Here is a 19,762-nt window from a genome sequence, read left to right as displayed (position 1 = left end):
GTCAGCGTCCGTCGCGGCGCAAGGCCACGCTGCGTTTGGCGACCAAGGTGTTTCCCAAGAGGAGGTAGTCCAAGCCTGAGTTCATGAATACCCGCGCGGCGTCATCGGCCGTGAGGGCGATGGGCTCGCCGTGGGCGTTGAGGGACGTATTAAGGAGGGCCCCGACTCCGGTGAGTTTTTCGAAGGCGCGCAGAATGGCCGCGAATTCCGGATTGGAGCCATCGCTCAGCACCTGGGGCCGCACCGCGCCTTCATCGGAGTCTATGGCCGCGGCCAAATCAGAGGAAGCCCTGGCCTTGACCGAAAACGCCAAGGTCATGAAGGGCGAGTCTATCCCCTTAGGATTCTTCAGGTAGCGTCCGGCGCTGCTTTCAAGAATAGTGGGGGAAAGCTGGACATGGGCCTCGCGCCTCTTGATCTTGGCCGCGATGAAGGGCGCTATGCGGGCGTTGCGCGGGTCGGCCAGGATGGAGCGGTTTCCGAGCCCTCTCGAGCCGAACTCGGCGCGCCCCGCGCAGCGGCCGATGATGGCGCCTTCGGATAAGAGCTTGGCTACCTCCGCGGGAGAGGGGTCTGGCTTGAAGGCGTAATCAGCCTCGGATTCCCGCAGGGAGGTGATGGCCTTCTGGGCTTGCGGGCCTCTGGCCTCCGGCCCCAGGTAACAGTCCGTCCAAGGCGCCGGGACCACGCCAAAGCGGGCAGTGGCGAGCTGAAGGCAGGCCCCCAATGCCCCGGTGCCCTCTCCCGCAGCGGGGGCGACGAAGAGGTTCTCGACGGATTTAAGCTGGGCGATCTTCGCCATGACGCGGTGGTTCATGGAAAGGCTTCCGGCGATGGCGAGCCTCGGCAGATGGGTGCAGCGCACGACGTTGCCCACCCACTCGGCGATCTGGTCCTCCACGAAATGCTGAACGCCCCCCGCGATGGCGTCGTCGGGCAGTCGGCGAAGCTTGTCGAGAAAATGAAAGTAAGTGTCGCTGACGGGGCGGCGGCAGTGGAATTCCATGTCCTTGACCGCGAAGCATTTGGCGAAGACCCGATAGGCCGCGCGCCAGCGCCCGGCGGGAGCGTGGGCCGCCAGTCCCATCACCACTGGATCATGATCCCGCGGGGGAAGCCCGAGCATAAGAGTCACGTCGCGCATGAGCTGGGCCAAGCGAAAGCGCTCCGAGCCGATGGAGCACAAGCGCATGAGCCCGAAGCGCAAAGGCATCGCCACGCTCGCTCCCACCCCTTCCCGGCCGGCGTTGAGCACGATGACGCCGGTGCCCTTGCCCCGGAAGGGACTTGACCAGTAGGCGTAGGCCTCGAGCGAGGCGTGCTGGTCTATGCGGATGATGCGCCCCTTGTCTATGCCCAGATGGGCCGCGATCGCCTCATCCAAGAATTGATCGGCCAGGCGCTGATCTGCCCGACCCAAGGGAAGGTCCATGCCCAGGCGCTCGGCCAAGCCGCGCAAGCCGGCCGGTTTCTGGTCGAGATCCCACTTGTGCTTGAAGAGCTTCGGCCAGGAGATATTCTTGCCCTCGTAGAGGAGGGGCCGCCAATACTCGCTTTGCTCCCGGGCCAGGTCCTCGATGGAGAAGCTCGAGTGGTAATGCGCCAGCCACCTCCAGAAATCCCAATTCGACCCGGCGACGGCGACGGCATCGAGTTGCCCTGGCTCGACGCCGGCGGCCTCCAGGCAGTAGGCGATGGCCCGGCGCGGGAAGCTTTCGTCGCGCTTGAGGCGGGAAAAACGCTCCTCTGAGGCGCAAGCCGCGAAACGGTCATCAACCATGACCGCGGCGGTCGCCGTGTCGCCGAGGCTTATTCCTAATATTCTCATCGTGGCGGCGAGGGCCGCAATGTTAAATACTAACAAAATCCCGGAGCGAGTATTGGTAGAATGCGAAGAGAATGAAAGTTCCCGCCATAAACGTGGAGCGCTTCCCGGATTTGGAAAGCATGAGCCGTCGCGCGGCCGGCTTCGTGCGGGCCTTCGCCCGGGAATGCGCGCGAGAACGGGGGCGTTTTTGCCTCGCGCTCTCGGGCGGCAGGACCCCGCGCCGCCTCTACGAGCTGCTGGCTGACTCGCCGCTGCGGGAGGAAATGCCGTGGGCTTGCACCCATTTATTTTGGACCGACGAGCGCTGTGTTGCGCGTGAAAGTCAGGACAGCAATTATCGCCTGGCGCTGGAGACTTTCCTGTCGCGCGTTCCCATCCCCGTTGAAAACATCCATCCGATGCCGTCGAACACGGCCTCGCGCGAGGCCGCGGCGCGCGCCTACGAGCTGTCGCTCAGGAGCTTTTTCGCGGGGTCCTCCGCGACGTTCGACTTGATCCTTCTGGGAGTCGGCTCCGACGGCCACACGGCGTCGCTATTCCCCGACGATAAGTCTCTCGCGGAGCGAGAGAGGTGGGTTCTCGCCGTTGAGGGCGTTCGCGCAAGCCCTCCCGTACCAAGGCTCACTCTTTCCCTTGCCGCCATCGACGCAGCAAGGGCCGCCCTCTTCTTGTCTTGCGGAGAGGAAAAGCGCCGGTTCTCTGACTTGATGGAAGAGGGCCGCGCCTTGCCCGATTTTCCCGCCCTACTGGTCAGGCCGATGGAGGCCCTCGACTGGTATTGGGCCCCGGGGTGACGCCGCGCGGCGAGGGGATTGCCGAAATGCATCTTGCTATTGACAAGGATATGTTTGTTGTTTATGATTATGCCTGCACTTTACGATTAATTACTGAGGAGGGGATTCATGCATAAGCATTGCCGCTCGTTAGCCGTATGCCTCGTCCTGAGCATCGCCGCGGTCTTGGGATTGAGCGCCGTCGCATCGGCTCGGATGCCGGCCCAGAGAGCACAGCGCGTCGTCACGATTTTGGTCAAGGGCGGGAACCCCGTGATCAAGGTCAACGGCAAGGAATATATCCCCGGCACTCCCATCACGGAGGGATCCAAGATCGAGGTCTCCGGCGGCGTCGGGATAATTCTTGATATCGGCGGCGTGACGGTTAGGACAATGGGCGCCACCCTTACCTTGGCCGGGACCTCTTTGCGGGTCCTCTCCGGCGCGATTGCGGTCACGCAAGCCGGCGCGGACGCGACGGCCCCGACTCAGGCTGTGGCCGCGGGAGAGAGCGTGAAGGTGGAGACCGAGACCGTGATGGTCACGACTTCTCAGTCCACGACTTCATCCCAGACCTCGACCAGCGAGGAAACCACCACCACGACCACGGAACCGGCGCCCAACAATCCTAAGCAAAACCTTTCACCGTCGTCTCCGTAATAGCATTCCTATATTAAGGAAGAAATATAAAAGAGGTCACTAGGAGAGACTAATGCAATATGCCTTAAAGCGCCTTAAGATGTTTTTTGTGGCCGTTCTTGTGGCGGGCATTGCCATGCCGGCCAACGCAGGCGTCTGGGATGCCTTGAGCGACTTCCAGAAGCCGAATATGAAATTGGGTCAAATGGGGCTGCATCCTTATTACAGGCTCTCCGAGATGTACGACTCCAATATCTTCCTGCAGCCGAGGTCCAAGGTTGCCGGCCAGAACGCCAATGGCAACGCCGCGGGCCCGGTGCTGGGCTCCTGGATCACGGCGAACAACCTGGGGGTCAAGGCCGACCTGCCGATCTCCGATATGCATAAGATCGACATGGGCTATGACTTCGTCTGGAAGGCCTATTCCAAGGATCCGCATACCAACAATACCGTCAATCAGATGGCGGACTTGGGATATGCCTACTCCGGGCCCATGGGCCTCTCCGGGAAATTGAAGGAGAACTACCTCAACACCGTCGACCAGGCTACCAACGAATTGACCGGCCGTCTGCGCCGCTGGCAGAACACTTTGGGAGCCTCCATGGAGTACGGGCCCGAGGGCGGGAACCTGTTCGCCGGAGTGGATCTGGGTCAGGTCAACCATAAGTACGTGGCCAACGACCCCGCGGTGCGCGGAGCCCTCAACCGCTACGAGCAGTCCTTCGGCCTCAAGACCGGCTATAGGCTTCAACCCAAGACCCGGGCGTATCTGTCCTACGGCAGGCAGATCATCCATTACTCGGTGCCCCAGGCCTCTCCGAAGCACAACAAGTCGCATCTGTTCGGCGTGGGCTTGGAGGGCGAGATCACCCCTCAGTTGATGGGGCAGATCGAGACCGGCATGCAGTACCGGAAATACGATAATCCTCCAACCGGGGCCTCCAGGACGACCACCAGGAACTGGACCGTGGGCACCCGCCTCAAGTACAAGCCCACCGACATGACGCGCGTGGATGTGGCCCTTACCCGGTCCCTGCAGGAGTCGACCTTCGCCAACAGCCAATACTACGTGGCGACCGGAGCCAACGTCGGCGTCTCGCACCAGTTGCCTTACAAGCTGACCGCGGGCGTCAATGCGGGAGTCGAGATCGACAAATATTCCGAGTCCACGACCCTCGGCGGGCTCACCGCGAGCCGCCGCGACGACGTGTACCAGGTCGGGACCTCCCTGGATTACGACATCCAGGAATGGCTCAAGACCGGGATCAGCTACCTGTACCGGGCGCGCTTCTCCCGGTTTACGGAGCAGTTCAATTACAAGGATCATCAGACCGCGGCCTCCGTCAGCCTCTTGTTCTAGCGCAAGCCGTCGGGAAAACCCCGGCATCCTCGTCCAGGATGCCGGGGTTTTTAATTGATTGCTGTTGGGGAATAATATAAAATGAAAATGTTGCCGCAACAAAAACCAAAACAGTGAAAATTCGGCTTGAGCTATTTCTCATCGGCGCCTTGGTTTTGATCTCCGGCTGCGGGGCTCGGCGGGGGCTGAGAGAATCCGATTCCGTCGCGTCCTCATCGAAGCCGAGCCGGGCTCAAAGCGCCGCCGAGGAGGCGGCGCTCATGTCGGCCCTGCAGGACGTTCAAAACAAGAAGGCCGATTACAAGATCAGCGGAGCGGATCTTCTCGACATCACCATTTACCAGCAGCAGGATCTGGACAGGAAGGTCCGGGTCAGCCAAAACGGGACGATTTCCTTTCCTCTTATCGGCATCGTCGAGGTCGGCGGGCTTTCGGTGAACCAAGCCGAGGAGGCCATCTCCAAGAAATTGAGGGACTATCTCATCAGCCCGCAGGTTTCCATTTTCATCAAGGAGTACGGCAACAAGAAAGTCTTCGTTCTTGGAGAGGTGAAAAAGCCCGGCTCCGTGGAGCTGCCGACCGAGGCGAAGCTGACCGTGGTCGAAGCGATCTCCCTGGCCGGCGGATTTACGCCCATCGCGGCCCCCGACCGAACCAAGATCATCCGAACCATGGACGGCAAGAGCCAGATATTGACGGTCGAGATATCCGCCATCACCAAAAGGGGCGAGAAGCAGAAGGACCTTTTCCTTGAACCAAGCGACGTGGTCTACATCCCGCAGAGCTTCTTCTAACGAAAAATGAGCGAAACCGAAAGCCCCGAGTTAGACATTGATCTGACCCACTATCTGGACATACTCCTGCGGCGGCGCTGGATCGTGGCCGCGGCGGCTCTCTTGGTTTTCGTGACCGCCGCCTTGGTGACCTTCACCACCCCCCCTTTGTATCAGGCGAGCGCTTTGCTGGTCATAGAAAAAGAGCGCGGAGGCGGGGCCGTTTACGCCAACGGGGCCATGGTCGAGAACAGCAACGATGACCATTACCAGACGCAGTATAAGCTCCTCCAGAGTTTTTCGCTGCTCCAGCAGGTTTACCAGGACTTGAGGCTTGATGGGGTCAAGGAGTTCGCCAACCCCCGCGGAGTCGAGAAGCTTCAAACCGCCCTCATCGTCTACCCGATCATGCGCAGCCGGTTAGTTTACGTCAAGGTTAATTCCGGCAACCCCCAGCTGGCGGCCAAAGTCGCCAACGCCATAGCCGAAACCTTCGTGCGCCAAAACCTGAGCAACCAGCTTTTCATCTCCAAGGAGGTCCTCCAGGCCCTTCAAATCCGCCAGGACAGCCCCAATACCAGGCGCACCTACGAGGCCCTGCCCGCGGTGGTCAACAACACCCTCATCCAGACCTTGAAGGGGGAGTACGCCAAGCTCGAGGCCCAGGCGGCGGAGATGTCCCAGAAATTTACCCCCAAATACCCAGGCATCGTGGCGATCCGCTCCAACATGGCCGCGCTCAAGGGGCAGATAGACTCCGAGACCGACAAGATCATCCAGAGCGTCAAGACGGACCTTTCGGGGCAGCTTAGGGGAAACAACGTGCGCGTCGTGGACCCGGCCCGGGTTCCGGACCGGCCGATAAAGCCCAAGAAGAGGTTGGCCCTGATTCTGGGTCTTCTGGGCGGACTTGGCTTGGGCTTGGCCGCGGCGCTCATCATAGAGAAGCTCGACCAATCCCTGCGCACCCAGGAGGACGTCGAGAAGAAGCTGAAGCTTCCCTTCCTGGGGCTTGTCCCTTATTCCGCCAAAAAAGAGGGGTCGATCTACGACGCGCTGCTCACCAGCGAACTGTCGCTCACGAGCGAGTCTTTGCGCAATCTTCGCACCATGATCGACTTCGCGGGCGTCTCGCACGCGTCCCAGGCAATGATAGTCACGAGCACGGTCCAAAGCGAGGGCAAGACCTATATTTCCTCGAACCTCGCCGTGGTTTTCGCCCAGTTGGGAGAAAAGGTCCTCCTAATCGAGGGCGACCTGCGCCGCGCCAATCTCCATAAGCAGTTCGGCCTGTCCACCCAGCGCGGCTTGAGCGACTATTTGGCCGCCAGCCAAAGCGTGGAGGAAGTCCAGGAATCTATACAGAAGACGCAGATCCCGAATCTGCACGTCCTGGCCTGCGGCCCACGGCCTCCCAACCCGTCCGAGCTCCTCAATACCCCGCGGCTCGGCGCGCTCATCAGTTGGGCCAAGGAGAATTTCGACAGGGTCATCGTGGACTGCACCCCGATGTTTCCGATCAACGACACCCTCCTTTGGGGTCGGCACATCAGGTCCGGGGTCTTCGTGACCCGCTACGGAAAGACCCGGGTGCCTCTCATACTCAAGGCGTGCCAAAAGCTGCACACCGGGGGGGTCAAGATCCTTGGGATCGCCATCAATTCCGCCAAGGCCGGGGGCCTCACCTATTCCTCCTACGGCTATTACTACCAGCAGTATTACCACTCTTATTCGCAGCCGGCCGCGGCAAGCCAGGAGACATGACTTGGCGCGTCCCAAATTATCTTTCTGAGGCGCTTCTTTCAAGCGCCGTGCTCCTCGGCCCCTTGGCCTTCGGTGCGGTCGAGCCCTGGTCCCTGTTTCTTCTTTGCGCTTTGCTGTCCGCGACCTGCCTGTCCTGCCTAGGAGGCAGAGCTCCCGATTTTTCGCAAGCTGTTTATCGGAGCATCCTGCCCGGGGTCCTATGCCTCCTGGCCCTGGGCGCTCTGCAGAGGTTGAACCCCAGGGCCATACTGGAGCCCTGGACTCCGCTGCCGAGCACGGCAAGTCCGTACGCCACCGGCAGGGCGCTGCGTGTCTGGGGCGCCTACGCGACGGCTTTATGGTGCGCTCCCCAGATATTGGCGGGCTCCACCGCCGTGCGGCGCCTGGCGAGCTTGGTTTTCGGGCTGGGCTGCGTCGTGGCCTTGGTCGGCGTCGTGCAGGCCACGCAGGGAGAGGAACAGTTGATTTATGGATTTCGCCTGGCCCCGTATCCCTTGGATCCTTTCGGGCCGTATTACAACCGGGATCATGCCGCGTCGCTCTTGGTGATGGCCATGTTTTGCGGGGGCGGTCTCTTATGGGACCAGGCGGTCTTTTGGCGGGACCGCGAACGGTCCGTCTATGACGCCGCGGCCATAGCCGGGCTCATTCTCTTCGGCATTGGCCTCAACTCGTTCGGGCTTCTTATCACCCGATCCGTGGGAGCCTTGGCCGCCCTTATTGCGGCGGGTTTCGTCGTGGCCGCGCTTGGGGCATGGCCCCGGACGGGCCGGGCGCTGTGCCTGGGACTGATCCTTGTGCTCACCGCCATGGCCATACCATTGACTCCGGTCGCTCACCGCGTTCGCAACGGGGTCGCAGTTTCCCTGGCTCAAAAGCTCACCGTCTCTCACGCCAAGGCCGCCGCCGCCGACCGGTTGGTCCTTTATCACGGGGCATGGCGGGCATTCTTGGATCGTCCATGGCTGGGGTCCGGCCTTGGCGCTTTTCAACAGACGTATTATCCCTATCAACCCAAAAGCGTGGATGCCCTCGTGGATCATGCCCATTGCGACTGGCTTGAGCTTCTGGTCGAGGCCGGGATTCTTGGCTTCTCGGCGTACGCGTTGGGGCTTTTTGCCTTCCTGGCCTCTTGCGCCAAGTCCCTGTCCTCGCCGGTCAAGCGAACCGTCCGCGGCCTAAGTCTCGGTCTTGGCGGAGCAATATTATCCTTCATGATCCACGGGCTCGTTGACTTCAGCTTTCAGATTCCCGCCAACGCGCTGGTGTTCTTCGTCCTCTTGGCAGGATTGGGCACGCTCGCCAGGGGGGGCTCCCCATCGAGTGCGCCCTCCCGGGGCGCGCTCGGCTACAAGGCCAACGCGGCCGCGGCCTTGGCGGCCTTGGCCGTGGCCATGGGTGCCGCTCCCGGCGTCTTGGCTTCTTGGCATTACCTCTCCGTCAAGCAGACCAGTCCCGCCTCGCGCGCGGCGGGACTGGCCAAGGCCGCCGAGCTCGATGGAAGTCCCAGGTATTATTCCGAGCTGGCCCAGCATGAGGCTTCTTTGGCGGGAGAGGGGCCTCCTAAGCGCGCCAACCTGGAGCAGGCCTTGGCGCATTCGCAGGCCGCCTTGCGCCAGGATCCCGCAAACCCTTCTTTGCGCGACCTGCAGGGCAGGATTCTCTGGCGGCTGGGCCGCGTCGCGGACGCCAGGGAATTGATAGAAGGAAACTGAGGTAAATCATGATCGCCATTTCAAAACCAGTGACCGGCCCGGAGGAGATCCTGGCCATGCAGAAGGTTTTCGAGACCGGCTGGCTGGGCCTGGGCTCGACCGTTTTTCAATTCGAGGAGGAGCTCAAGAAATACCTGGGAGCCAAGCACGTCATAGCGGTTAACACCGGCACCTCGGCCCTTCATATCGCCCTAGCCGCCCTCGGGGTCGGGCCGGGAGACGAGGTCATCCTGCCTTCGATCACTTTCGCGGCCTGCGTGCAGGCGGTGCTGGCGCTGGGCGCTGTTCCGGTCTTCGCGGAGTCTTACGAGGAGTCTTTGCTCTTGGACGTGGGCGACGTGGAAGGTCGGCTTACGCCCAAGACCAAGGCCGTCATGCCCGTACATTTCTGCGGCAGCTCCTGCGACATGGAGCGCCTCATGGCCTTGGCGGGAAAACGGGGGTTCAAGGTCGTGGAGGACGCGGCCCACGCCTTCGGTTCCGAGCACCAGGGCCGCAAGGTCGGGACTTGCGGGGACGCGGTCTGCTTTAGCTTCGACCCGATTAAGAACATCACCACAGGGGAGGGGGGAGCCGTGGCCGTGGCCGACGAGGCTCTTGCCGAGGATATCCGGCGCATGCGCATCCTGGGCATAGACAAGGACACCTGGCACCGCTACAAGAACACCCGGACCTATTTCTACGAGGTGGTTTCCCCGGGCTTTCGCTACCACATGCCGAACTTTTGCGCGGCCGTGGGCTTGGAGCAGTTAAAGAAGCTTCCCGGCTTCATCGCGCGCAGAAGAGATATCTGCCGCCGCTACGACGACGCCTTCAAGGGGCTGGCCGGTGTTACGCCCCTGAAGACGGATCCCGGAGCCGCGCCTCACATCTACATCGTCCGGGTCCCCGCCGAGAGTCGGGACGCCTTCATGGAGCTCTTGAAGTCCCGGGGCGTGGGCACCGGCCTTCATTACATCGCCAACCACATCCAGCCCTTCTTTAAGAAATTCGCCCGCGGCCCCCTGCCCAGGGCCGAGCGCCTCTGGCAGGAGATCGTGACCGTGCCCCTGCACTGCGGCCTGAACGACCAGGACGTGGAAGCGGTGATCGGAGCGGTGCGCGAATATTCCGAGTCCCTGCGCGTAAAGGCGACGTCTCGATGAGCCCCGCGGCCGCTCCCCTGGTCACTGTCATCATAAATGCCTACAACGGGGAAAAGTTCATCCGCCAAGCCATCGCGTCCGTCTACGCCCAGACCATGGGCGATTTCGAGATCGTCCTCTTCGATGATGCATCCACCGACGCGACCGGGCGCCTGGCTCAGGGCTTCGATGAGAGGTTGAGGTACTTCCGCTCGGACCGCCTCATCCCCCTCGGCGAGGCGCGCAATAAAGCCCTGGAGCTCTCCAGGGGGCGATACATCAGCTTCCTCGACCAGGATGACATTTTCCTTCCCGAGAAGCTCGAGAAGCAGGTCGCCGCCTTCCAGGCAGACGTGGCTCTCGTGTTCTGCAACTCGATCCGCTTCTGGGAAAACACCGGGAGGGAGGCTCTCCTCTACGACCGCCGCCCTCCGGACGGGGACGCCTTCCGCGCCCTCCTGGGCGGCTATTACCTCCAAATCAACACGGTCATGATACGCCGGAGCGCCCTTCCAGAGGACCGGGCCTGGTGGTTCTGCCCCTCCTTTCGGATGTGCGAAGAGACCGACCTCTTCCTGAGGCTGGCCTACCGGCATCCCATCGCCTACGTGGACGAGCCCCTGGCCAAGTACCGCATCCACGGCCAGAACTTCTCGGTCCGCCGCCGCGAGTACCTGATCTCGGAGCAAGAGGCCATTTTGAAGAGGTTGGAGGGGCTTGTCCCTGACTTCGCCATCCTTTACGCGCGGGAAATATCCAGGCTTTCGGCCGAGATACGGAGAGCCGAGGCGCAGATCCATTGGAAAGAGGGCCGCCGCCTTCGGGCTTGGAAAGCGTACCTCGAGGGAATGCGCCGCAACCCCAGGCCAGTCTATGCGGCGGAGATGGCGTTGAGCCTTCTGCTGCCTTTCGGAGCCCTGCCCGTTCTCCGGGAATGGCTGGGCAAGCCTATTTGAGAGCGGGCCGATCAAGGCGGCAGGACACGGTGAGGGAGTAGGCGTTGCCGAGGCTTCCGAACGGGGCCAAGGCGAGCTCGTAGGCGAAGCGCCCCCATTCGAGGCCCCCTCCCATGGTCAGGCCGGAGCCCGCGTCGTTGCGCCCGTTGTACCCGAAACGAAGAGCCGCCGAGCTTGTCGGGGCCAGCTCCATTCCGGCATGCGCCGTGAGCCTGCCGTCGAAAGCGCGGTTGAGGTCCAAGGCGACGAGGCCGGCCCGCCAGGGCCGCCAAGAGGCCCCGAGCTTCATGTTCCCGGGCAAGGGCTCGCGGCTGGATTGATATTTGACGCTGGCGCCCAGATTCTGCAGCGACATTCCAGCGGTTATCGGAAGGCTCAAGACTGGCTTGAGATCCCAGAGGGTTCCGACGTCGAGCGCCACGGCTTGGGCGGACCAGCCGTCTATATCCTCGCGCAGATATTTGAGAGATATCCCGGCGGCGGGCCAGCCTTCGGCCAAGAGCCGTCCGTAGCCGGCAGCGACCTCCCAGTCCCGGATCCCGAAAGTCCCGAGGCCGGTGCCCCTGGGATTGGACAAAGTCGTTCTCTGCAGGGATCCGAAGCCCACGCTATTGATCATGAAGCCGAGGCCCGAGCGCGCGGCTCCGGAGTCCGCCAAGGCCAGGCAGGCGTTGTCATGGGCCACGCCCTGGAAATGCTCGGTGTGGGTGAGGGCCGCCTGGCTTCTTTTCAGGAAACCCAAGCCCGCGGGATTGTAGCGCATGGCCTCGGGGCCCGCGGCCAAGGAGGCGTAGGCCCCGCCGAGCGACGCGGGCCGGGCGGATGAGTCCAGGAAAAGGAAGGGCATGACCGGGGCCGAATCGCCGGCCCGCGCGGCGGCGGCGGCGCAAAGACATGCCAGGAGGGCGAGCTTCATCTGATGATGGCGATCTTTCGGGTGATCCTTGAGCCCGTGGCGTTGTCCGTGATCACGGAAAAATAGCCTCCCGAGGCCGCGTCTCGGCCGGAGCCGTCCCGGCCGTCCCATTGGACCTTTCCCGCGGATGCGCCGCCGCTGCGCTCCCAGATCTTCTCGCCCGCGACGTTGAACACTTGGATCTTCACCGAGGCCGGCAAATTGTCGAAGTTGATTCCGGAATCCGGGTCCGAGGCGCTGAAGGGCTTGCCTCGGTCGGAGACTCCCCCGTTGGGCATCCAGGGCACCGGATAGACCAGCACATCGGAGAGCTCCGCCGCGGCCGCGGCCGGCGCGAACAGCCCGAACAAGCTGAAATGGCGGGTTTGGGCGGTGACGGTCTTGGCGGCCCTGTCCACGGCGCTGGCCGCTTCCATCTTCCAGCTGAAGGAGGCCGCGCTGTAGGAGTAGATGGCGAGCTTCTCCACGGCGATGGCGGTTCCGTCCAAAATCCCGTCGTCGTCATCATCCCGGTACTGCAGGGAAATCGTGGCCGCGGCGTTGAGCTGGCTTTGGCCGTTTTCTATTTCAATCTGGCGTATCTGCCCCGCGGAGAGCAGGCCGCGCGATGCCTCCGGCGCGCCGCTCGGGTTGACCACCACCTTGATAGTGGCGGAGCTGCTCGAGATCGCCCCCGCGGGCAAGGTCACGGCGGTGAGGCCGCCCTCGCCGGCGCTGCCGACTTCCACAGTCTGCTCCACGGACGAGAAGACCGCCTGGCGCTTGGTGAGGGAGCCGGCCGAGATATTCTCCTCGGATTCGGAAGCGTCTGGCGCCACCGTCACCATTTTGGCGGGGGCTTTTGGGTCGGAGGTCCCCCGGAGATCCGTGGCCACCGCCCGTATCTCGTAGTCGCCAGGAGTGAGGTTCGTCACGTCCCAATGGATGAAAAAGGGCGGCCGCTGCGCCGGATTGGGGTGGCTGGGGCTTGCCGCCGGGATCGCGCTCCAGGCGGCCGCGGTCGAGGCCGCCCAGCGGAATTGGAACTCGATGTTTCCGACATCGGCGAGGAGCTCGGCCGCAATCGCGGCCTTGACCGTAACGCGGTCGCCGGAGATTTTCCGGCCTGCGGGGGGAAGCTCGATGCCGGCGCCGACGCGTTCGGCGGGAGCCTCGGCCGCGGCGGAGGCCGCCACATTGGTGTTGAGCTCCTCGCCCCAGGCTCCCGCGGCGCGGACGCCGAACCGGTAGACCTCCCCCTCGGAGAGGCCCCCGAGGGAGAGCTCCGAGGCCTCGGCCGGCGCGCTCGCGGCGAAGACGGAATAATCCACGGCCCCGCCCCCTTGGCCTCGGTACAGATGGTAGGATGTAACGCCCGCCGAGGGGGAGGCCTGCCAGGAGAGCTTGACGCGGCCCCGGCCGTCAGGATAGGCCGCCAGGCCCCGCGGCGGGGCGGGAGCCTTCGCGGGATCGGTCAGGAGCCGCCAGCGCATGGTCTCGAGGTGTATCTTCCCCGCTGGTCCCGCGTAGGAATACGCCGTGAGCAAGGTCCCGTCGTCGAGCTTTACCGTGGGCCCGAAACCGCCCCCGCTTGACCGGTCCAGGGGGGTTTTTGCGTCCAGGATCAGCCGGTCGCGCCCGAAGTCGAAGGAGAGCCCGTTTTCCGTCTCCTCCCCCAAAACGGCCCGCACGCCCAAGGGGGGGTGGAGGGATCTCACCGTGTAGGTCAAGAGCACGTTCCCGCCGTCGAGCCTCAACAATGACGGGTACATCTCGCCGTAGTTCCCGAAATCCTCGGTCTTGCGCCAGGTCCGCCCCTCATCGCGGGAGACGTAAAGGATCATATGATCGGCGCTGTCGTTGAGGTTCCCGGAGAGGGGCCGGTTTGGTATAGGATATTCCAGGCTGTCGGCGCGGATGACGGCGTACAAGGCGCCCGACTTGTGTTTCCATAGGAAGGATTCCCCGAAAAAGGAGAAAATGCTCGCAAAGCCCCCATTATCGCACTCGCCTTGGACGCTCCAGGTCTTGCCCCGGTCGTAGGACCGCCAGATAAAGGCGGGGCCCCCGCTCGAGTCCACGCCCATGAGGAGGCTTGAGTCCGGCATCTCGAGGACGTTGCGGCTTGTCAGGGTAATGGCCCGCTCCGGAAAGCCCTCTGGGCCGATGCGGCGCGCCAGCCAGGTCCGGCCCCCGTCGGTGGAGCGGTAGAGGTGGCTGTAGGTGAAACCCTCGGCGTTGCGGTAGTCGTCCGATAGGAAATGCGTGGTCATGAGCAAAGTCCCGTCGCTCAGTACCGTCAGGTAGGGCTCACGCCCCAGGAGACCCGCGTTTTGACCAGCGGACCAGGTCTTGCCTCCGTCCCAAGATCTGAAGAGAAAGATGTCCTCCAGGTAGCGTCCGGACTCGTCCCAATATCCCCTAAAATTGGCCAGGAGAAGCTCTCCGTTGGGCAGCTTGACGACCGATGGCTTGTAGGTGGAAAAGCCCTCGATGGCGACCCGTTCCGCGGGCGCCTTGTCGATGCGCAGCTTGCGCGGAGCGAGGACGGGGATGAAATCCTGCTGGGTTGTTTGCGCGGCCGCCCCGGAGGCCAGCAGGCCTAGGAGGTAGAGGACGAATCCATGCTTCATGGGCGAGGCCGAGGGCATGATACCATAATTGACATCGCGAGCCGAAAATAGCTAGCATTAAGCGGGTTTCCATCATCCGAATGTTCCGCTTCGAGGTTCCCTCCCGCCTGTTTTTCGGCAAGGATTCGCGTCTGGAGATCCTACCAATCCTGCGCGACGCGGGTTTAAAGCGCCTGGGCGTGGTCATAGATGAGGCCTTGCCCGCCCAGGAGGCTTTCCGGGCCTTCCTTGAGGAAGATATCCCCGCGGCAAGCCTTTCCATAACGGCAATTTTGCGCTCCCGCTCGGGCCGCGAGCCGGACTACGGCTATTTGGACGAATGCTCCCAGGCTTTGCCCAAGGATGCCCTGGACGCCGTCCTGGGGATCGGCGGCGGAAGCGCCATGGACCTGGCCAAGGGGATCGCCATTCTCATGACCAACCCCGGCAAGGGGATTGACTACCGCGGCATGGACAAGGTGGCAAGCCCCGGGCTTCCCGTCGTTCTTTTTCCCACCACGGCGGGCACGGGCAGCGAGGCGACCAAGACCGCCTCCTTCGTGGATTGCCGGGGACAGACCAAGCTCGGAATCAACGGCCGCCACGTGGCGGCTTGGGCCGGGGTGCTCGATCCCGTGCTGGCCTTGGATTGCCCTCCGGGCCCCACCATGGCCGCCGGCATGGACGCCTTGGTGCACTGCGTCGAAAGCTTCACGGCCATGACCTCCTCGGTCCTGGCCCGTGACATGGCCAAGGCCGCGTTCCCGCGTCTCTTCAATAATCTGGAAAGGGCGGTTTCTCGCCCCAAGGACTTAGATGGCCGCCAGGAGATGATGCTGGGCGCTTACCAGGCGGGAATCGCCATGTGGAACGCCGCGGGCGGAGGCCCGGCGAGCGGCATCTCCTACCCACTGGGGGTCCGCCACGGGGTGCCCCATGGATTCGCGGGGGGGCTTCTTCTTCCCCATGTCGTCCGGCACAATGTTTCCCGGGGCTACCAGGGCTACGAGCCTCTCTTCGATCTCATCGAGGGCCGGCCCGAGGCCCCGGCGGACAAATCCCGCGCCTTCGCCGAGGCCTTCGAGGGCCTGTACCGGCGCTGCGGGGCGCCGCGGGATTTCGGGCGCTGGGGCGTTGATTCCGCCGCGGTCGCCGCTTTGGTCGAGGACACCGTGGCCCAGCGCGCCGCCAATTTGACGCACAATCCCGTGCCATTCGGCCGCGCCGACGTGGAGGAGATACTCAACCGCGCCTGCGCCCCCAGAGGAAACTATGCCAGGATATGAATTGTTCGGAAGCGAGGAGCGCCACGCGGTGGAGTCCTTGTTCGAGGCCAACAACGGGGTTCTCTTCGCCCATGGATTCGTAAAGCAGCGCAAGGGCGTTTACAAGGTCCGCGAGTTCGAGGCGGCCTTGGCCGCGGTCGCCGGCTCGCCGCATTGCCAGGTGGTGAGTTCGGGAACCGCCGCGCTCCTGGTGGCCTTGCGGGCCCTGGGCGTGGGCCCCGGAGACGAGGTCATCACGTCCTCCTTCACCTTCGTCGCCACGGTCGAGGCCATACTCGAGGCCGGGGCCGTTCCGGTCCTGACCGAGGTGGACGACACCTACAACATGGACCCGGAGGATATGCGCTCCAAGATCACCCGCAGGACCAAGGCGGTGCTTCCGGTGCACATGGCCGGCGCGCCGGCGCGCATGGACGAGATACTCAAGATCGCCTCCGATAACGGCTTGCTGGTTCTCGAGGACGCGGCCCAGGCTTTCGGCGGCACCTATAAGGGGCGCTTTCTGGGGACCTTGGGGGATGCGGGGGTCTACAGCTTCGATTTCGCCAAGAACATCACCACGGGAGAGGGCGGCGCCGTGGTCTGCCGCTCGCGGGAGGTGTTCGAAAGGGCCCGGGAGCTGCACGACCATGGCCATCAATACAACCCGTCCGTTCCCCGGGGCAAGGACACCCGGCGCTTTCCGGGTTTTAATTTCCGCATGACCGAGATACAGGCCGCGATAGGCCTGGCCCAGCTGCGCAAGCTGGAAGCCATCCTTGGCGCCCAGCGCGCCAACCGCGATTCCTTGCTGGAGAAGCTCTCCGGCTTGCCGGTTCAATTCAGGGTGGTGGCGGACGCAGGGGAGATTGCCGACACCGTGATCTTCGCCATGCCGAGCCGAGAGCGGGCCCTGGAGGCGGTCGCGAGGCTTTCCGAGAAAGGGGTGGGAACCAAGAACCTCCCCGACGCAGTGGACTGGCATTTCGCCGGGACCTGGGGGCACCTGTTCGCCGGCGTGCCCTCTCTTCGGAACTGCTCCGGGCTTTGGCCGAGGACCCGGGAGCTTCTCGAGCGCTCCATCGCGCTGCCGGTCAATGCCGTCTTTCCCGAGGCCGAGATCCGGAGAACCGCCGAGGCCGTGCGCGAGGTCCTTTCCCCGACGGAGGTCGCGCGTTGACGTTCCTGGGTCTTATACCGGCCCGAGGCGGCTCCAAGGGCATCCCCCGCAAGAACCTGGCCGACCTGGCGGGGCGGCCCCTCTTGAGCTACACCGTGGAGGCCGCCAAGGGGTCGCGGCGTCTCTCCCGGGTCTGCGTCACCACGGACGACGAACTCATCGCGGCCGAGGCCGCCAAAGACGGAGCCGAGGTGATACGCCGGCCCCCGGCCTTGGCGCAGGATCGCTCCCCCATGATCGAGGCGGCCAGGCACGCCTTGAACGCATTGAAAGACAAAGGATTCTCGCCGGATGCGGTGGTTCTACTGCAGCCCACGAGCCCGCTGAGGACCCGGGCCCACATCGCCGCGGCCTGCGAGCTTTTTGTTGAGAGCGCAGCCGAGTCGCTTTTGAGCGTCAATCCCGCGAGCCAAAATCCCTGCGAGTGCGTGCGCCGGGAGGGCGGGCGATTGAAGTCCGCCGTTCCCGTTCCCGCGGGCGCGCGCGGCAGGCAGGACTTTCCCGAGTACTTCTACGTCAACGGCGCCATCTACATCACGCGCGCCGCGATGCTGGAGGAGCGGGGTTTGTTCTGGGACGACGCCTCGGAGCTCTACGTCATGGACCCGCTCGACTCTATAGACGTCGACGGTCCCGAACATCTGGCCATGGCCCGGGCCCTTGTCGAAGCGAGGCGTCTGGCTCCGGGAGACCGGCCGCTTATGGAGCGAACACCATGAATATCAAGATCGGAAAGACGGAGATAACATCCTCGAGCCCCTGCTACATCATCGCGGAAGCCTGCGAGAACCACCTGGGAGACATGGAGGTGGCCCGCCAGACAGTCCGCCTGGCCAAGCTCGCGGGGGCCGACGCCGTGAAATTCCAGCACCACCTGCCGGACGAGGAGATGCTGCCCTCGGCCCCGATGTCGGACAACTTCTCGGAACCGCTTTACGATTTTCTCAAGCGCTGCAGCCTCAAGATCGAGCAGCACGAGGAACTCCTGGCCCTGTGCCGCAAGGCCGGGATCCAGTACCTCTGCACTCCCTTCTGCTACGCGGCCGCCAAGGAGCTCGATGAGCTGGGGGTGGACTGCTTCAAGATCGGCTCCGGGGAGATGACGGACATCCCGAGCCTGCTCAAGATCGCGGAGCTCGGCCGGCCCATGCTTCTCTCCACGGGCATGTGCACCTTGGACGAGGTGGAGGAGACCTATCGGGCCATGAGGGCCTCCGGCATCCCCTTCGCGCTTTTTAACTGCACCTCGGAGTACCCGCCCAAGTACGAGGATTTGAACCTCCAGGTCATCACGGAAATGCGGCGGCGCTTTCCGGACGTCCTGATCGGGCACTCGGACCACACCCCCGACCTCTACACGAGCTTCGCGGCCGCGGTGCTGGGCGCGCGCTTCATCGAGAAGCACGTCACCACGGACAAGCGCCGGCCGGGGCCGGACCAGTCCGTCTCGATAGACATGGCCGACCTCCATGAGCTTTCGACCGGCGTCAGGAAGATCGAGGCGGCCCTGGGTTCGGTCAAGAAGGTCAACGACAAGGAGCGTCCCGTCCGAACCTGGGCCTTCCGCAGCGTGGTCGCCATCCGGGACATCGCCAAGGGCATGGCCATCTCCCCGGACATGGTCTGGACCAAGAGGCCCGGCACGGGGATCCCTTCAAAGGAGATGCCCAAAGTCCTCGGGCGCAAGGCCAAGAAGGCCATCCCCGCCAACACCATGCTCCGCTGGGAAGACCTGGCGTGAGGAAGGTCCTTCTCGTCACCGGCTCGCGCGGGGAATACGGCTACATCCGCCCCATTTTGAAGCTTCTGCGCGGCGACGCGGAGCTCGAGCCCCACGTCATCGCCACGAACATGCATCTCCTGCCCGAGTTCGGCTCCAGCGTGCGGGAGTTCCAAAAAGACGAAATTCCCGTGCACGAGAGCATCCTCATGTCTTTGGCCGGCTACACGCCGGAGAGCATGGCCAAGTCCTTGGGGGTCCTCTTGATGTCGCTGGTGGACGCCTTCGCGCGGGAAAAGCCGGCCTGGGTTCTTCTGGCCGGAGACAGGGGAGAGCAGCTCATGGGTGCCGTGGCCGCCAGCTACATGAACATTCCCGTCGCCCACATCCAGGCCGGGGAGCTTTCGGGCAATATAGACGGCATGGCCCGGCACGCCATCACCAAGTTCGTCCACCTCCATTTCGCTTCCAACCGGGACGCGGCCGAGCGCCTGCGCCGCATGGGGGAGGAGGAGTTCCGCATCCACACGGTGGGCGCCCCGCAGCTCGACGGCCTCACCGAGCCGCTCGCGATGAGCCGCCAGGAGGTCGTGGCCAAATACGGCGTCAACCACGGGGCCCCCTTCGTGCTCGTGCTCCAGCACCCGGTGGTCGAGGAGATGCATCTGGCCGGCCAGCAGATGCAGGCGACTTTGCAGGCGGTGGTCGAGCTCGACTACAACGCCGTGGTCATCTATCCAAACAACGACGCCGGGAGCGTCCCCGTCCAGCGCGCCATCGAGAATTTGCGCAGCCCCCGCATCCACGTCGAGCGCACGGTTTCCCGAGACCTTTTCGCCAGCCTCATGGCCAGCGCCGACGCCATCGTGGGCAACTCCAGCGCGGGCATCCTGGAGGCCCCCTCCTTCCGCCTTCCCGCGGTCAACATCGGCCGCCGCCAGGAAGGGCGCCTGCAGGGGGCCAACGTGATCAATTGCGGGCACGACAAGGAAATCATCAAGGAGGCCATGCGCAAGGCGGTCTCTTCCGGGTTCCGCCGGGCTCTGGCGGAATCGGCCAATCCCTATGGCGATGGGCGATCGAGCGCCCGCATCATCGAGATCCTCAAGAAAACCCCCGTGGACGACAGGCTGCTCGTCAAGCGGATGACCTACTAGC

At 63.5% G+C, this 19,762-nt stretch carries 16 protein-coding genes; 13 read left to right on the top strand and 3 right to left on the bottom strand.

From position 1 onward, the window contains the following. Position 1: 1 nt before the first annotated feature. Positions 2-1,828 carry a hypothetical protein gene (locus HY921_06090; protein ID MBI5630438.1) on the bottom strand — a complete coding sequence of 609 codons (1,827 nt, stop codon included), beginning with the start codon at positions 1,826-1,828 and terminating at the stop codon, positions 2-4. A 71-nt stretch (positions 1,829-1,899) separates the two neighbouring features. On the opposite strand from HY921_06090, the gene pgl reads away from it, so the two are divergent. From pgl to HY921_06050, 8 genes are all read left to right on the top strand, one after another. After that, the gene (gene pgl, locus HY921_06085) at positions 1,900-2,622 is read left to right on the top strand and encodes a 6-phosphogluconolactonase (GenBank protein ID MBI5630437.1); all 723 of its coding nucleotides are present in this window, start codon (positions 1,900-1,902) and stop codon (positions 2,620-2,622) included. 108 nt (positions 2,623-2,730) lie between these two features. Continuing rightward, the gene (locus tag HY921_06080; protein MBI5630436.1) at positions 2,731-3,261 is read left to right on the top strand and encodes a hypothetical protein; all 531 of its coding nucleotides are present in this window, start codon (positions 2,731-2,733) and stop codon (positions 3,259-3,261) included. A gap of 88 nt (positions 3,262-3,349) precedes the next feature. Continuing rightward, positions 3,350-4,600, top strand: coding sequence for an outer membrane beta-barrel protein (locus HY921_06075; GenBank protein MBI5630435.1), 1,251 nt, complete (start codon positions 3,350-3,352; stop codon positions 4,598-4,600). A 113-nt stretch (positions 4,601-4,713) separates the two neighbouring features. Further along, positions 4,714-5,394: a polysaccharide export protein gene (locus HY921_06070; GenBank protein ID MBI5630434.1), complete on the top strand. Its 681-nt coding sequence runs from the start codon at positions 4,714-4,716 to the stop codon at positions 5,392-5,394. Between the two features lie 6 nt (positions 5,395-5,400). Beyond that, positions 5,401-7,137, top strand: a complete 1,737-nt coding sequence (locus tag HY921_06065; GenBank protein ID MBI5630433.1) for a polysaccharide biosynthesis tyrosine autokinase — start codon at positions 5,401-5,403, stop codon at positions 7,135-7,137. Further along, positions 7,134-8,852 (top strand): O-antigen ligase family protein, encoded by a 1,719-nt coding sequence (locus HY921_06060; protein MBI5630432.1) that lies wholly within the window; start codon positions 7,134-7,136, stop codon positions 8,850-8,852. The genes HY921_06065 and HY921_06060 overlap by 4 nt, the downstream gene beginning before the upstream one ends. 8 nt (positions 8,853-8,860) lie before the next feature. Continuing rightward, entirely contained in the window at positions 8,861-9,997 is a 1,137-nt protein-coding gene (locus HY921_06055; GenBank protein ID MBI5630431.1) for a DegT/DnrJ/EryC1/StrS family aminotransferase, read from the top strand. Then, a complete protein-coding gene (locus HY921_06050) occupies positions 9,994-10,932 on the top strand; it encodes a glycosyltransferase (protein ID MBI5630430.1) in 939 nt (312 codons plus the stop codon). Before HY921_06055 ends, HY921_06050 begins: the two co-directional genes overlap by 4 nt. On the opposite strand, the gene HY921_06045 is transcribed toward HY921_06050, so the two are convergent. Then, complete coding sequence (locus tag HY921_06045; GenBank protein MBI5630429.1) at positions 10,925-11,848, bottom strand: PorV/PorQ family protein; 924 nt, start codon at positions 11,846-11,848, stop codon at positions 10,925-10,927. The two genes, HY921_06050 and HY921_06045, sit on opposite strands and share 8 nt — an antisense overlap. After that, the gene (locus HY921_06040; protein MBI5630428.1) at positions 11,845-14,478 is read right to left on the bottom strand and encodes a hypothetical protein; all 2,634 of its coding nucleotides are present in this window, start codon (positions 14,476-14,478) and stop codon (positions 11,845-11,847) included. Before HY921_06040 ends, HY921_06045 begins: the two co-directional genes overlap by 4 nt. 62 nt (positions 14,479-14,540) lie before the next feature. Here HY921_06040 and HY921_06035 point away from each other — a divergent pair, with 62 nt between their 5' ends. The 5 genes from HY921_06035 to neuC are packed head-to-tail and all read left to right on the top strand — an operon-like array spanning position 14,541 to position 19,761. Further along, positions 14,541-15,725, top strand: coding sequence for an iron-containing alcohol dehydrogenase (locus HY921_06035; GenBank protein MBI5630427.1), 1,185 nt, complete (start codon positions 14,541-14,543; stop codon positions 15,723-15,725). Continuing rightward, positions 15,712-16,884, top strand: coding sequence for a DegT/DnrJ/EryC1/StrS family aminotransferase (locus HY921_06030; GenBank protein MBI5630426.1), 1,173 nt, complete (start codon positions 15,712-15,714; stop codon positions 16,882-16,884). The genes HY921_06035 and HY921_06030 overlap by 14 nt, the downstream gene beginning before the upstream one ends. Continuing rightward, positions 16,881-17,603: an acylneuraminate cytidylyltransferase family protein gene (locus HY921_06025; protein MBI5630425.1), complete on the top strand. Its 723-nt coding sequence runs from the start codon at positions 16,881-16,883 to the stop codon at positions 17,601-17,603. The genes HY921_06030 and HY921_06025 overlap by 4 nt, the downstream gene beginning before the upstream one ends. After that, on the top strand, positions 17,600-18,625 hold the full coding sequence (locus tag HY921_06020) for an N-acetylneuraminate synthase family protein (protein MBI5630424.1): 1,026 nt from the start codon (positions 17,600-17,602) through the stop codon (positions 18,623-18,625). The genes HY921_06025 and HY921_06020 overlap by 4 nt, the downstream gene beginning before the upstream one ends. Further along, positions 18,622-19,761, top strand: coding sequence for a UDP-N-acetylglucosamine 2-epimerase (hydrolyzing) (neuC, locus tag HY921_06015; protein ID MBI5630423.1), 1,140 nt, complete (start codon positions 18,622-18,624; stop codon positions 19,759-19,761). Before HY921_06020 ends, neuC begins: the two co-directional genes overlap by 4 nt. Position 19,762: the final 1 nt, after the last annotated feature.

The sequence above is a fragment of the Elusimicrobiota bacterium genome (assembly GCA_016218575.1).
Classification (GTDB): domain Bacteria; phylum Elusimicrobiota; class Elusimicrobia; order UBA1565; family UBA9628; genus JACRDN01.
The sequence above is the reverse complement of the archived record's forward strand: the minus strand, read 5'-3'. Positions and strand labels throughout refer to the sequence as shown.

Coding starts and splice junctions, on each gene's coding strand:
- HY921_06090 (MBI5630438.1), bottom strand. CDS start 1,828: ATGAGAATATTAGGAATAAGCCTCGGCGACACGGCGACCGCCGCGGTC.
- pgl (MBI5630437.1), top strand. CDS start 1,900: ATGAAAGTTCCCGCCATAAACGTGGAGCGCTTCCCGGATTTGGAAAGC.
- HY921_06080 (MBI5630436.1), top strand. CDS start 2,731: ATGCATAAGCATTGCCGCTCGTTAGCCGTATGCCTCGTCCTGAGCATC.
- HY921_06065 (MBI5630433.1), top strand. CDS start 5,401: ATGAGCGAAACCGAAAGCCCCGAGTTAGACATTGATCTGACCCACTAT.
- HY921_06060 (MBI5630432.1), top strand. CDS start 7,134: ATGACTTGGCGCGTCCCAAATTATCTTTCTGAGGCGCTTCTTTCAAGC.
- HY921_06055 (MBI5630431.1), top strand. CDS start 8,861: ATGATCGCCATTTCAAAACCAGTGACCGGCCCGGAGGAGATCCTGGCC.
- HY921_06050 (MBI5630430.1), top strand. CDS start 9,994: ATGAGCCCCGCGGCCGCTCCCCTGGTCACTGTCATCATAAATGCCTAC.
- HY921_06045 (MBI5630429.1), bottom strand. CDS start 11,848: ATGAAGCTCGCCCTCCTGGCATGTCTTTGCGCCGCCGCCGCCGCGCGG.
- HY921_06040 (MBI5630428.1), bottom strand. CDS start 14,478: ATGCCCTCGGCCTCGCCCATGAAGCATGGATTCGTCCTCTACCTCCTA.
- HY921_06035 (MBI5630427.1), top strand. CDS start 14,541: ATGTTCCGCTTCGAGGTTCCCTCCCGCCTGTTTTTCGGCAAGGATTCG.
- HY921_06030 (MBI5630426.1), top strand. CDS start 15,712: ATGCCAGGATATGAATTGTTCGGAAGCGAGGAGCGCCACGCGGTGGAG.
- HY921_06020 (MBI5630424.1), top strand. CDS start 17,600: ATGAATATCAAGATCGGAAAGACGGAGATAACATCCTCGAGCCCCTGC.